Origin of the sequence: Mycobacterium szulgai, from assembly GCF_002116635.1 — a bacterium.
GTDB lineage: Bacteria > Actinomycetota > Actinomycetes > Mycobacteriales > Mycobacteriaceae > Mycobacterium > Mycobacterium szulgai.
Genome location: NZ_LQPW01000176.1, coordinates 113,774 through 127,128, shown reverse-complemented (window position 1 = coordinate 127,128; position 13,355 = coordinate 113,774). Strand labels below are relative to the sequence as shown.

12 protein-coding genes and 3 tRNA genes are annotated in these 13,355 nt (G+C 66.5%); 8 read left to right on the top strand and 7 right to left on the bottom strand.

The annotated features are described in order from the left end of the window. The first annotated feature begins 5 nt into the window (after positions 1-5). The gene (locus AWC27_RS28715; protein ID WP_085674183.1) at positions 6-353 is read left to right on the top strand and encodes a nuclear transport factor 2 family protein; all 348 of its coding nucleotides are present in this window, start codon (positions 6-8) and stop codon (positions 351-353) included. Further along, a complete protein-coding gene (locus AWC27_RS28710) occupies positions 353-1,384 on the top strand; it encodes a phosphotransferase family protein (protein WP_372516859.1) in 1,032 nt (343 codons plus the stop codon). The genes AWC27_RS28715 and AWC27_RS28710 overlap by 1 nt, the downstream gene beginning before the upstream one ends. Here the strand turns inward: AWC27_RS28710 and AWC27_RS28705 are convergent. Beyond that, positions 1,381-2,943, bottom strand: a complete 1,563-nt coding sequence (locus AWC27_RS28705) for a PE family protein (protein WP_085674268.1) — start codon at positions 2,941-2,943, stop codon at positions 1,381-1,383. The genes AWC27_RS28710 and AWC27_RS28705 overlap by 4 nt on opposite strands. A 502-nt stretch (positions 2,944-3,445) precedes the next feature. Between AWC27_RS28705 and AWC27_RS28700 the strand changes: the two genes are divergently transcribed. Further along, entirely contained in the window at positions 3,446-4,072 is a 627-nt protein-coding gene (locus tag AWC27_RS28700; protein ID WP_139837284.1) for a hypothetical protein, read from the top strand. 87 nt (positions 4,073-4,159) lie between these two features. On the opposite strand, the gene AWC27_RS28695 is transcribed toward AWC27_RS28700, so the two are convergent. Together AWC27_RS28695 and AWC27_RS28690 are read right to left on the bottom strand one after the other, a co-directional pair. Then, a tRNA-Arg gene (locus AWC27_RS28695) sits at positions 4,160-4,235 on the bottom strand. A 29-nt stretch (positions 4,236-4,264) separates the two neighbouring features. Continuing rightward, positions 4,265-4,356: transfer RNA gene (locus AWC27_RS28690), tRNA-Ser, on the bottom strand. An 87-nt stretch (positions 4,357-4,443) separates the two neighbouring features. On the opposite strand from AWC27_RS28690, the gene AWC27_RS28685 reads away from it, so the two are divergent. Then, on the top strand, positions 4,444-5,493 hold the full coding sequence (locus AWC27_RS28685; RefSeq protein WP_085674179.1) for a pyridoxal phosphate-dependent aminotransferase: 1,050 nt from the start codon (positions 4,444-4,446) through the stop codon (positions 5,491-5,493). A gap of 72 nt (positions 5,494-5,565) precedes the next feature. On the opposite strand, the gene AWC27_RS28680 is transcribed toward AWC27_RS28685, so the two are convergent. After that, positions 5,566-6,180, bottom strand: coding sequence for a TIGR03086 family metal-binding protein (locus AWC27_RS28680; protein ID WP_085674177.1), 615 nt, complete (start codon positions 6,178-6,180; stop codon positions 5,566-5,568). Between the two features lie 35 nt (positions 6,181-6,215). On the opposite strand from AWC27_RS28680, the gene AWC27_RS28675 reads away from it, so the two are divergent. From AWC27_RS28675 to AWC27_RS28665, 3 genes are read left to right on the top strand one after another with little or no spacing between them, the layout of a single operon-like run. Further along, positions 6,216-7,040, top strand: a complete 825-nt coding sequence (locus AWC27_RS28675) for a crotonase/enoyl-CoA hydratase family protein (protein ID WP_085674175.1) — start codon at positions 6,216-6,218, stop codon at positions 7,038-7,040. 14 nt (positions 7,041-7,054) lie between these two features. After that, on the top strand, positions 7,055-8,290 hold the full coding sequence (gene lipE, locus AWC27_RS28670) for a lipase LipE (RefSeq protein ID WP_085674266.1): 1,236 nt from the start codon (positions 7,055-7,057) through the stop codon (positions 8,288-8,290). A 39-nt stretch (positions 8,291-8,329) separates the two neighbouring features. Beyond that, positions 8,330-9,433 carry an Rv2629 family ribosome hibernation factor gene (locus tag AWC27_RS28665; protein WP_085674264.1) on the top strand — a complete coding sequence of 368 codons (1,104 nt, stop codon included), beginning with the start codon at positions 8,330-8,332 and terminating at the stop codon, positions 9,431-9,433. Between the two features lie 49 nt (positions 9,434-9,482). Here the strand turns inward: AWC27_RS28665 and AWC27_RS28660 are convergent. Beyond that, positions 9,483-9,569: transfer RNA gene (locus tag AWC27_RS28660), tRNA-Ser, on the bottom strand. 149 nt (positions 9,570-9,718) lie between these two features. Continuing rightward, positions 9,719-10,846 carry a PPE family protein gene (locus AWC27_RS28655; RefSeq protein ID WP_085674262.1) on the bottom strand — a complete coding sequence of 376 codons (1,128 nt, stop codon included), beginning with the start codon at positions 10,844-10,846 and terminating at the stop codon, positions 9,719-9,721. Between the two features lie 186 nt (positions 10,847-11,032). On the opposite strand from AWC27_RS28655, the gene AWC27_RS28650 reads away from it, so the two are divergent. Next, positions 11,033-12,010, top strand: a complete 978-nt coding sequence (locus AWC27_RS28650; protein WP_211281726.1) for an NAD(P)H-quinone oxidoreductase — start codon at positions 11,033-11,035, stop codon at positions 12,008-12,010. Here the strand turns inward: AWC27_RS28650 and AWC27_RS28645 are convergent. After that, positions 12,007-13,203, bottom strand: a complete 1,197-nt coding sequence (locus tag AWC27_RS28645) for a cysteine desulfurase-like protein (protein ID WP_085674171.1) — start codon at positions 13,201-13,203, stop codon at positions 12,007-12,009. The two genes, AWC27_RS28650 and AWC27_RS28645, sit on opposite strands and share 4 nt — an antisense overlap. Between the last annotated feature and the right edge of the window lie 152 nt (positions 13,204-13,355).

The window sequence follows — 13,355 nt, the reverse complement described above, 5'->3', positions numbered from 1 at the left end:
GCACCATGACACGCACGCCGCAGGAAGTGTTCGCCCACCACGGCAAGGCGCTGGCCGCGGGCGACCTCGACGAGATCGTCGCCGACTACACCGACGACTCCGTCATCATCACGTCGGCGGGCGCGGTGCGGGGCAAGGACGGCGTTCGCAGCGTATTCGTCAAGTTGCTCGAGGATCTGCCAAACGCGGCCTGGAACTTGAAGTCCCAGATTTTCGACGGCGATGTGTTGCTGCTCGAATGGGCCGCCGATTCGGCGGTCAACCGGGTTGACGACGGCGTGGACACCTTCGTCTTCCGCGACGGCGCGATCTGGGCCCAGACGGTCCGATACACACCACACGCCAAGGGCTGATGCTCGTGGATTTGGCGCCCGTCGCGAAGTGGATGTCCGACCAGGGACTGGGCGAAGGGCCGCTGGAGGACGTCGCCACGGTCACCGGTGGAACGCAGAACGTCATGCTGCGATTCACCCGGGCCGGGCGCACCTATGTACTGCGCCGCGGACCGCGGCACCTGCGGCCGCGCAGCAACACCGTGATACTGCGCGAAACCAGGGTGTTAGCCGCCCTGGCCGGCTCCGATGTACCACACCCGCGGCTGATCGCCACCTGTGACGATCCGGGGGTGCTGGGCGATGCCGTCTTCTATTTGATGGAGCCGATCGACGGGTTCAACGCCGGCGAAGGGCTGCCGCCGCTGCACGCCGGCGATGCCAAGGTGCGGTTCGGCATGGGGTTGTCGATGGCTGATGCCTTGGCCAAGCTGGGTGCCGTCAACCACGTGGCCGTCGGTCTGGCCGATTTCGGTAAGCCGGAAGGGTTCCTGGAACGCCAAGTGCCACGCTGGCTTTCAGAGCTCGACTCCTATCAGGAGTACGAGGGCTACCCGGGGCCAGAGATTCCGGGCATCGACGAGGTGTCCAGCTGGCTCGAGAGCCACCGGCCCACCGCCTGGACACCCGGGATCATGCACGGCGACTACCACGCGGCCAACGTGATGTTCTCCCGCACCGGACCCGAAGTCGTGGCGATCGTCGACTGGGAGATGTGCACGATCGGCGACCCGCTGTTGGACCTCGGCTGGCTGCTGGCCACCTGGCGGCAGCCGGATGGATCCAGCGTGTTCAGCCACGCGCTGGGTGGACAGAGTGGTTTGGCCAGCACAGACGATCTCTTGCAGCGGTACGCGCAGAACACCACCCGCGACTTGTCGCACATCACCTGGTACACGGTGCTGGCCTGTTTCAAGCTCGGCATCGTCATCGAGGGAACCCTGGCCAGGGCCTGTGCGGGCAAGGCCGAGAAGGAAGTCGGTGACCAACTGCACGCTGCCACGGTGCACTTGTTCGAGCGCGCGCTGAACCTGATCGAGAAGCAGCTCTAACCGGCGAGCCCGTTGGCGCCGTCGGCGCCCTTGCCGCCTGCTACACCGATATTGCCGGACGGGCCCTGACCGTTCGCGCCCCAGCCACCGGCACCGGCCGCGCCACCGGCGCCGCCGCCACCACCGACACCGCCGAGGCCGCCGGCGCCGGCGGCACCCGCATGACCGAACAATCCGGCCCCACCACCCGCGCCGCCGTCACCGCCGACTCCCCCTGCGCCGCCGGATGCGCCGGCGCCGCCGTCACCGCCGGTGCCACCGAGACCGCTGAAGAGATTGACCGTGTTGGAACCGTTGCCCCCGGCCCCGCCGGCGCCGCCAGCGGCACCAATGCCCCCGATGCCGCCGATCCCGCCGACTCCACCTGCGCCGCCATCGCCGAACAGCATCCCGCCGCGGCCGCCCGCGCCGCCGTGACCACCCGCGGTGCCGCTACCCCCCGCGCTGAGCGGTCCGGCGGCGTCACCTCCATTGCCACCCTTACCGGCGGGGCCTTCGAGCAGGGGGTTGTAGTTGGGGATGTTGGCATAGTTGTTCAGGCCGCCATTGCCCCCGTTGCCACCGGGTGCACCCGCACCTCCGGCGCCGCCGTCGCCTCCGGCACCGCCCGGCGTGTAGGGGGCGCCGAGGACATCTCCCCCATTGCCGCCGTTGCCGCCGGGCGCTCCGAAGCCGCCGGTGCCACCGTTGCCGCCGCGGCCGCCAGCCGGATTGCCCGCACCTCCGGAACCGCCGTTGCCGCCCGCCTGGTTGGCAGCTCCGGGCAGGCCGTCGGTCCCCGGGCCGCCGGGATCGTTGAATGCGCCTGGTTGACCCGGACTGCCGTCGAGCAGGGGCGATTTCGTGTAATTCCCCAGCGCGTTGACGCCGTTGGAACCGGTGACGCCGCCACCGCCGCTGCCGCCCGCACCGCCGGTTCCCCACAGTCCGGCGTTGCCTCCGTTACCGCCGCTGCCACCGTTGAACCCGCCGGTGCCACCCGCCCCACCATTGCCGCGCAGCCAACCGCCTGCGCCGCCATTGCCCCCGGCGGCGCCGGATCCACCGAGACCACCGGCTCCGCCGTTACCCCACATTCCCGCGGCACCTCCTTTGCCGCCGGCTTGCCCGAGGCCGCCGGAACCACCTCTGCCGCCGCTGCCGTACAACAGGCCGCCGTCGCCGCCGGCCTGCCCGGTTCCTGGTGCGCCGTCGGCACCGTTGCCGAACAGCGGCCGACCCAGCACCGCCCGCGCGGACCCGTTAATTCCCTGTTCGAGGGCCTGCAGCGGCGAAACGTTGGCGGCTTCGGCGCTGGCATAAGCTCCCCCGGCCGCATTCAGGTTTTGCACTATCTGGCTGTGCAGGGCCGCCGCCTGCTCACTCATCGCCTGATACCGCTGCCCGTGCGCCCCGAATATCGCCGCCATGGCGGCCGAAATTTCGTCGGCGCCGGCGGCGAGCACGCCTGTCGTAGGCATTGCCGCCGCCACGGTCGCGGTATTGATGGTCGACCCGATACCGGCCAAATCCGACGCCGCCATCATCAACGCCTGCGGCTGTGTAAACAAATATGACATGGCACTACCTTTGCTCATTGCGGTATCCGGGGGAGAGAACAGAATGTTATTCGCAGAACCCCAATATTGGAAAAACTCATTGCAGTCTGTTATACGTTCGTTATAAGTGATCTTGGCTGTGTAAATGTGTTTTACAAATCACATTGCCTGCTGTGTCAATTGCTTTGACACGGCATTGCCCGGCCCCCAGGTGCGGCATACTGCGTGCTCAACCACTGCGGGCCGGCAGCGCAGGTCCCATATGCCTGCGAATTCGGCCGAGACTGCCGACGGCTTGGGAAATGGCTCGCCGGAAGGATGCGCGGGCGGTGCGATGCGGAGAAATACAGGCCCCGTCAAGTGCATTGAGATGCCTTTGCCGGCCGGCCCCGGCATTTGATTTGCGATTATCTCGTACATCTGCGCCGGGACGGCGACTGATGAGCCGTCGCCGAGGCGGCGGCGACACACTCTCAGTCGAAGCGCACCGCTCTACGGGATCGCCGTCCCCCATCGTTAGCCTCTGGGTGTGACCGTGGGAAATTCCGTCAGGCAATCACTCGACCACTGGGCGAGACAGGATTGGGACGCAGCGCTTATTCATGCGTGCGACGCCGTCAACGGCACCGCCAAGAAGCGGTATCCACAGCAAGGAATCGCGACGCGGTTCCGGCGCACGATCCGAGATGCGCTCGACATTTTTCACGTGATGGCGGCGCCGGGCGTCGACTTCGAGACCACCCGCTTCCCGATTGCGGTGAAATCGGATCTGCCCGACGGCCGGCCCGACATTGCCGATGTCTTGTGGGGCATTTACCGCTATGGCCACGGCCATGAGGACGAGCTACCCAAGGGATTCGAGCTGACCCGCCATGGCTCTCGCGACGAAAAGGTGAGCATCTGGCGGGACGGAAAGATCCAGCTGCCCGCGGCGGCGGCGCTTGGCCTGCTGGCGATCGCGGTGTTTGCGCCGGAGAACAAGGGCGAATCCGTACCCATCGACTACAAGCTCAGCTGGTATCAGCACGACTTTCAGATCAGCGGCTGGTGGGGCTGGCAGGATCACTTCCGCGAGATCATCGGCAGTGCGCTGTTCTCCCAGGTGCCGGTCGACTTCGGCAAGCGGTGGGATGACTGGACACCGATGTGACGGGGGCTTTTGGCTTGCCGCCAGAGGCGGGCATACCCAATCCGCAAACGCGCTAGCGCACGCGATATCAGGTTGCGGATCGCAACATGGCGCGCCCGAAGGGATTCGAACCCCTAACCTTCTGATCCGTAGTCAGATGCTCTATCCGTTGAGCTACGGGCGCCGGTCTTCAGTTGTCTAGCAGGTATCACGTGGCGGAGGCGAGAGGATTTGAACCTCCGGTCCCCTTTGAGGGGGACAACTCATTAGCAGTGAGCCCCATTCGGCCGCTCTGGCACGCCTCCCGTGGACTTTCTGAGGGTACCGGACTCCGGAATCCCGCAGCAGCCGCCGGAGGCATAGCGTACACAGCCGCGACATATGCTGTCGAAGTGACTGCCCGCCTGCGGCCCGAGTTGGCCGGGCTGCCAGTTTACGTTCCCGGTAAGACCGTGCCCGGCGCAATCAAACTGGCCAGCAATGAAACAGTGTTCGGCCCACTGCCCAGCGTTCGCGCGGCCATCGAACGCGCTACCGATGTGATCAACCGGTACCCCGACAACGGATGCGTCCAACTCAAGGCCGCGTTGGCAAAGCATGTGGGCTTCGCGCCCGAGAACATCGCCGTCGGTTGCGGTTCGGTCAGCCTGTGCCAGCAGCTGGTGCAAATCACGGCCTCGGCGGGTGACGAGGTGATCTTCGGGTGGCGCAGCTTCGAGCTGTACCCGCCGCAGGTCCAGGTCGCCGGCGCCATCCCGGTCAGGGTGCCGTTGACCGACCACACCTTCGACCTGTACGCGATGCTGGCCGCGGTCACCGACCGCACCCGGCTGATCTTCGTGTGCAATCCCAACAATCCGACGTCGACCGTCGTTGATCCCGACGCCCTCACCCGATTCGTCGAAGCGGTGCCGCCGCACGTACTGATCGTTGTCGACGAGGCCTACGTCGAGTACGTTCGCGACGGCATGGTGCCCGACACCCTGGGCCTGGTCCGCAGCCACAGCAATGTGGTGGCGATGCGAACGTTCTCCAAGGCGTACGGGCTGGCGGGCCTGCGGGTGGGCTATGCGATCGGCCACCCCGAGGTGATCGTCGCGCTGGACAAGGTCTACGTGCCCTTCACCGCCACGAGCATCTCCCAGGCCGCGGCCATCGCGTCCCTGGAGGCCGCCGACGAGCTACTGGCCCGCACCGACGCGGTAGTCGCCGAGCGCGACCGTGTCGGTGCGGCGCTGCGAGCCGCAGGTTTCACGCTGCCGCCGTCACAGGCCAACTTCGTCTGGCTGCCGCTGGGGCCGCGCACCCACGATTTCGTCGAGCAGGCGGCCAACGCCCGCATCATCGTCCGCCCCTACGGCACCGACGGGGTCCGGGTCACCGTCACCGCCGCACCGGAAGAAAACGACGCCCTGCTGCGGTTCGCCCGCGCCTGGATCTGAGAGAGGACGCGAGTCGACCGAGCGTCGAACGTGAAGCCAGCCTCACGTTCGGCGTTCGCCGTGCGGCCAGCTTCACGTTCGTGGCGAAGGGCGGCGGCTGTAGGCGTCACCGGGGTTGCGGCCGGTGAACGCGACCAACCGGTCCAGCGGACCGGCGTTGTCGGACATGTCGATCGGGGCATCGAAACCGGCCGCCGCGCGCTCGTGCGGCTTGATGATCGTGTGCGCCAGAGCCAGCACGTATTCACTCAGCGAATCCGGGGTGTTGATGTCATGTCCCACTGCCACCGCGTAATCCCACGCGTGGACGAGGAACTCGATCGAAAACACCGAAACGGCGACCCTGGCGGGCATCGAGCCGGCACCCAATGACACCTCGCCCTCTAGACCGTGCCGGTGCCAGGCATCCAAAGCCGGCCGCGCCGTGGCGATCACCAGGCTCTCTACCGAGTCGGTGTCGTCGCGCACGGAGAATTCCGCGCCGACCATGCCGCCCAGCGCCGTTATCGAACTCAGCAGATGCCCGGTCAGCTCCTTGACGTTGTACTCCGAGCACGGCGTCTGCTTGGTCTTGTCGTCGCCGGCGACGATGTGCAGGACTTGCTGCAATACCCCTAGACAGGCCTCGGCACTTTGCAGCTCGTCGGTCGGCGGGGAATCTGGTCCGGGTCGCAAATCTGGCGGCATATTCGCCACGCTACGGTTCACGCTACGGTCTCGATATGGGCGAAACATACGAATCCGTCACCGTCGAGACCAAAGACCAGGTCGCGCAGGTGACGTTGATCGGACCGGGCAAGGGCAACGCGATGGGGCCCGCCTTCTGGTCGGAACTGCCGGGAGTGTTCTCGGCGCTCGACGCCGATCGCGAGGTCCGGGCCATCGTTATCACCGGATCGGGCAAGAACTTCAGCTACGGGCTGGACGTACCCGCGATGGGCGGCACGTTCGCCCCGCTGATGGCCGAGGGCGCGCTAGCCCGCCCGCGCACCGAGTTCCATGCCGAGGTGCTGCGAATGCAGAAGGCGATCAACGCCGTCGCTGACTGCCGCACCCCGACCATAGCGGCGGTGCAGGGCTGGTGCATCGGCGGCGCCGTCGACCTGATCTCGGCGGTCGACATCCGCTATGCCAGCGCCGACGCCAAGTTCTCGGTGCGCGAAGTCAAACTGGCCATCGTCGCCGACATGGGCAGCCTGGCTCGCCTGCCGCTGATCTTGAACGACGGGCACCTGCGGGAATTGGCGTTGACAGGTAAGGACATCGACGCGGCCCGGGCCGAGAAGATCGGCTTGGTCAACGACGTCTATGCGGACGCCGAGGCTACCTTGGCCGCCGCGCACGCCACCGCCGCCGAAATCGCCGCCAACCCACCGCTGGCGGTGTACGGCGTCAAGGACGTACTCGACCAGCAGCGCACGTCGGCGGTGTCGGAGAACCTGCGCTATGTCGCCGCCTGGAATGCGGCGTTCTTGCCGTCCAAGGACCTGACCGAGGGCATCTCGGCGACCTTTGCCAAGCGCCCGCCGCAATTCACCGGAGAGTGAGCCCGGTGGCCACTATGACCCCCGACGGCAAGATCCGTGTGCCGGCCGACCTGGATGCCGTGACGGCGATCGGCGACGAGGACCACTCCGGCATCGACAGCGCCGCCGTCGAACGGATCTGGCAGGCCGCGCGGCACTGGTATCAGGCCGGCATGCACCCGGCGATCCAGTTGTGCATCCGGCAGAACGGGCGGGTGGTGCTCAACCGCGCGATCGGACACGGCTGGGGCAACGGCCCGACCGACGAGCCCGATGCGGAGAAGATTCCGGTCACCACCGACACACCCTTCTGCGCCTACTCGGCGGCCAAGGCCATCACCGCAACCGTCATCCACATGCTGGTCGAGCGAGGCGTCTTCTCGCTCGACGATCGGGTATGCGAGTACATACCCTGCTACACCAGCCACGGCAAACACCGCACCACCATCCGGCACGTGATGACCCATAGCGCCGGCGTCCCGATTCCCACCGGGCCGCGCCCGGATGTGATGCGCGCCGATGACCACGAGTACGCCCAACAGAAGCTCGGCGAGCTTCGGCCGCTGTATCGACCGGGTCTGGTGCACATCTACCATGCGCTGACCTGGGGCCCGCTGGTTCGCGAACTCGTCTACGCGGCCACCGGCAAGGAGATTCGGGAGATCCTGGCCACCGAGATCCTGGACCCGCTGGGCTTCCGGTGGACCAATTACGGCGTGGCCCCGGAAGACGTCCCGCTAGTTGCGCCCAGCCACGCGACCGGCCGTCCGCTGCCGCCGGTGATCGCCGCGATCTTCCGCCGGGCCATCACCGGAACCATGCACGAGATCATCCCGTACACGAACAAGCGGCTCTATCTGACGACGGTGATCCCGTCGTCCAACACGGTGTCGAACGCGAACGAGCTGTCCCGTTTCATGGAGATCCTGCGCCGCGGCGGTGAGCTCGACGGGGTGCGAGTGATGAGCCCCGAGACGGTGCGCGGCGCGGTCAAGGAAGCCCGGCGGTTGCGTCCGGATCTGGCGACCGGGCTGGTCCCACTTCGGTGGGGCACGGGATTCATGCTGGGCTCGACCAAATACGGCCCGTTCGGGCGCAACGCCCCGGCCGCGTTCGGCCATCTGGGGCTGGTCAATATCGCGGTGTGGGCCGACCCCGAACGCGGCCTGTCAGCGGGATTGATCAGCAGCGGCAAGCCCGGCCGCGACCCCGACGCTGGGCGTCACGGCGCCTTGATGAACACCATCACCGACGCGTTCCCACGACTTTGACGGCGTTTGTGCCTCGCTTGGGTGGGAACCCAATTGGCCATGGATTCCGAACGCTTCCGCGATTTGTTGGAGACGCCTGGACCCTTCGTGTCGGTGTACTTCGAGGACTCACACAACACACATGACGCCGCCGAGCAGCTCGACCTCAAATGGCGGGCACTACGCGAGCAACTCGAGCGCGAGGGGGTCAACGATTCGGTGACCGCCGAGATCGAGCGTGCCGTGCTGGATTTGCGGCCGCCGATCGGCTGGAGCGGGCGTGCCGTGGTCGCCGGCGCCGACGGCGTGGTGGTCAATGAGCACTTGCTGCGGCCCACCGCGACGACGGTGGTACGGGTCTCCGAGCTGCCCTACATCGTCCCGATCGTTGAGCACGGCTTCGAGACGCCCCATTACCTGCTGGTGGTGGTCGACCACACCGGCGCCGACATCACCGTCCATATCGATGGCACCTTCCGCACCGAAACCGTCGACGGCGGCGGCTATCCCGTACACAAGGCGTCCGGAGCCGAGACCGCCGGCTACGGCGACCCGCAACCGCGTAGCGAGGAGGCGGGCCGCAAGAACGTCCGCGCCGTCGCCGAGCGCGTCGCCGAACTGGTCGACGAAAACGGGGCCGACGCGGTCTTCGTGGTGGGCGAGGTGCGGTCACGGTCGGATCTGCTGGCCGAGCTGCCGGAACGGGTGCTGGTCAAGGCGGTGCCGCTGCAGGTGGGTGCACGACACAGCGGGCACGACTTCACCGAAGTGCAGCAGGCCATCGAAATGTGGTTCCAGCGGCGCCGTCTCAGCGCGATCGACGACGCAGCGGGGCGCTTCGGCGCTGAGATCGGCCGCCAAAGCGGGCGGGCCGCAGAGGGTTTGGGTGCGGTTTGTTCGGCGCTGCGCCAGGGCGCGGTCGACACTTTGATCGTCGGCGATATCGGGGATGCCACCGTGGTCGCCGACGAGGACCTGACCACCGTCGCCCCCAACGCCGACGTGCTCTCCGAACAGGGCGCCGCTCCCGCTAAGACCTTGCGCGCCGACGAGGCGTTACCGCTGTTTGCGATATCGGTCGGGGCGGCGCTGGTGCGTACCGACGAGCGGATCGCTCCGGCCGACGGCATCTGCGCGGTGTTGCGGTACGCGCCCACCCTCTAGATCGGGCCGCGAGCGCGGGAGAATGCCGGTTGCAGCGGGGCGGGAAAAGCGGTGGCGGAGGGATTTGAACCCCCGGACGGTTTTAGCCGTCTCTCGCTTTCAAGGCGAGTGCATTAGGCCGCTCTGCCACGCCACCGCCGATAAGGGTAGCGGGCCAGGCTGGGCGAGTCGCACCACCGGCATCGCGACGATCACATCCGCCACAGCAGCCTCTCTCGGACATGACACCCTCTACCCGGCAGAAGCCACTGTGGCCAACGTGACAAGCGGCCCGAAGGCCGGCAATTACCACGGGGTCGGCAACATCGGCACTGGGAGACTACCGCCGAATTCCCCGGCGCGCACCGTGGTCAACCCACGCGGCTGCGCCACGATTTCGTTGCCGGCATTGCCGGCGAACCCCATCACTGCGGGAGCATGGTTAGCCGGCGTCGCTACCGCCGGAACAAGGTCGGCCACCGACGGAATGCCCACACTCGCCGCGGAGCTGACGGCGTCAACAACGTTCTCCGGCAAGGGGAATGGCAACGAGTTCAGCGTAGCGACTGGATCTACCAAAGCAGCTCCCAACATCGGCCATTGCTGAAAGAGCTTGAGGCCGAAGGCATACACCGCCGGACTCCATTGAGTCAGCGTGCCGAACGGATCATCGATAAGGGCACTGATCTTGTTGACCAGCTCGAAAATGGGATGCACCACGAACATCACCGACTCGTGCAGTCCCCACGTGTCGGCGTCAACGAACACCGACCACACGTTCCATATGAACAGCAAGTGCTCCAGCAGGATCCAGTCAATGCCGAGGGCTGCTGAGTGGCCGGCCTCGGCGAGGACGCCGATCTCGGCCGCGGTGTAACCGGCCCGGTCGACGCCGGGCTTGACCAACCGGGGCGCCGGCGTGGCCGGCGGCACCGACGCCACCGCCGCACCCGCGGCCGTCTCGTAAATACTCATCGCGGTCGCGGCCTGAATCCACATTCGCCCATAGTCAATCTCATTGAGCGCGATAGGGATCGTGTTGATCCCGAAGAAATTCGTCGCCACCAGCACACCATGAACGAGATGGTTAGCGGCTAACTCTCCAAAGGTGGGCATCGCCGCCAGCGCGCCTTCGTAGGCTGCTGCCGCCGCCTCATGCTGTGCGGCGATCTGCGCATTGTCGGCACTGGTCTGGGCCAACCACGCCACATACGGCAGATGCGCAGCCGCATAGCTGTCTGAGCTAAATCCCTGCCATACCCCGGCCTGCACGCCGGCGAGCACAGCTGTGAGTTCTTCGGCCGCCGCAGTGCATTCGGCACTCAGCGCCGTCCACGCCGCCGCGCCCGCCAACAGAGATCCTGGCCCGGGACCGGCATTCAACAACGCTGAATGCACCTCCGGCGGGGAGGCGACCCAGATTGGCACAGTCACAACCGACCACCCGCCAAGGGCGGATGCGATGAAAAAAGCCGACACTGAAGGAGCATTCGCCGCGTCACCAGCGACACCAATTGCACACGCAACGGACTATAAATTACACATAATGTATGCATGGTGAATTGTTGATGTCTGGTGGATGTCCGGCGGTGACGGTCTTGCTCGGCTAGCGTGGCGATCATGCGCGCCATCGTCGCCGAATCCCCCGAAAAGCTGGTCTGGCAGGAAGTCCCCGACGTCGCCGCCGGGTCCGGCGAGGTACTCGTCAAGGTGGCCGCCGCCGGCGTCAACCGAGCCGACGTGCTGCAAGCCGCCGGCAAGTATCCGCCCCCGCCGGGCGCCAGCGAAATCATCGGCATGGAGGTCAGCGGCATCGTCGCTGACGTGGGCCCTGGCGTCACGGAATGGGCTGCGGGACAAGAGGTTTGCGCCTTACTGGCCGGGGGCGGCTACGCCGAATACGTCGCAGTCCCGGTCGGTCAGGTGATGCCGGTTCCGCCGACGGTCCACCTGCTCGACTCCGCGGCCCTACCCGAAGTGGCGTGCACCGTGTGGTCGAACCTGGTGATGACCGCGCACCTGGCGCCGGGCCAGCTCCTGCTGATCCACGGCGGGGCCAGCGGCATCGGCAGTCACGCGATTCAGGTGGCGCGCGCACTCGGCGCCCGGGTGGCTGTCACCGCCGGATCACCGGAGAAACTGGAACTCTGCCGCCAGCTCGGTGCCCAGATCACCATCTCCTACCGGGACGAGGACTTCGTCGCCCGGCTGAAGGAGGAGACCGACGGCGCCGGGGCCGACGTGATCCTCGACATCATGGGAGCGGCCTATCTGGACCGCAACATCGACGCGCTGGCCAGCGACGGGCAACTGGTCATCATCGGCATGCAGGGTGGGGTGAAGGCCGAGCTGAATCTGGGCAAGCTGATGGCCAAACGAGCGCGGGTTATCGGCACCACGCTGAGAGCCCGGCCGGTGAGCGGCCCGAACAGCAAAACCGCTATCACCCAAGCGGTTACGGCCTCGGTATGGCCGATGATCGCCGCCGACCGGGTACGCCCGGTTATCGGAACCCGGCTACCCATCCAAGAAGCGTCAGAAGCGCACCGAATTATGTTGTCGGGCAACAGCTTCGGAAAGATCCTGCTTACCGTCTAGCCGAGTGACGCGAGCGCGCGCACCAGTTGATCGACTTCGGCCATCGTCGAATAATGCGCCAGCCCGACGGTCACCGCTCCGCCGATGTCGTTGACGCCCAGCACATCGAGCACCCGTGAGCTGGCGTTGGCAATGGCCAGAATTCCGTTGTCCGCCAACCGCTGTACCACCCGGTCGGCGGGCACCTCGTGAACGGCAAAGCTGACCACCGGGATACGCGCCTCGGGCCGGCCGAGCAGAATCACCAACGGCAATGACCGCAGCGACGCCATCAGATAGTCGAAGATCCGGTTCAAATACGCCGTGGCGGAGTGCATCGACACCGACAGCCGTTCGCGGCGGGTGCCGCGCGCCGACTCATCCAGTGACGCAAGGTATTCGATACTGGCGACCACTCCGGCCAGCAGACCGAACTGGTGCACGCCAACCTCGAGGCGCGCCGGCCCGGTGGCATAGGGGTTCGTCGAGACCGAGGCAAAGGAATTCATCAGTGTGGGATCGCGGAACACCATCGCCCCGATGGGCGGTCCGCCCCACCCGACCGCGTTCACCGTCACGACGTCGGCGTCGGTTTCTTTGATGTCGATCAGCCGGTAGGGCGCGGCGGCGGAATGATCGACCACCACCAGCCCGCCCACGTCGTGGACGAGCTTGGTCATCGCCCGCAGATCGGTGACCGCGCCCAGCGTTCCCGATGCGGACGCGACGGCAACCAGCCGGGTCGACTTGCTGATCAGACTTTCCCATTGCCAGGTCGGCAGGTCACCGGTCTCGATGTCGACCTCGGCCCACTTGACCTTGGCGCCGTAGCGGTGCGCCGCGCGCAGCCACGGGGCGATGTTGGCCTCGTCGTCGAGGCGGCTGACGATCACCTCGTACCCCAGGCCGGCACGCGAGGAAGACGCTTCGGCCAACGACGCGAGCAACACCGCACGATCGGCGCCCAGCACTACGCCACGGGGGTCGGCGTTGACCATATCGGCGACCGCCTCGCGGGCCGCGTCCAGCACCGCCGCGCTGCGCCGCGCCGACGGATGCGCACCGACCGTGCTGGCGCCCGACCGTCGGAAGGCGGTCGACACGGTGGTGGCGACCGAATCCGGAATCAGCATGCCCGCCGGCGCATCGAAGTGCACCCATCCGTCACCCAGCGACGGGTGCAGTCCTCGCACCCGGGCGACGTCGTAGGCCATGCCAGCCACCTTAGGGCTCTCGCTATTTCCGCAAATTTGGTGACAGTTACAGGACAGTTGTAGGGCGGTTGTAGGGCGGTTGTAGCGGGTGCCCCAGGCTATGCCAGACGCTCCAGCCACTTGGGCTTCGCGAGCCAGGACACCCGGCCAGC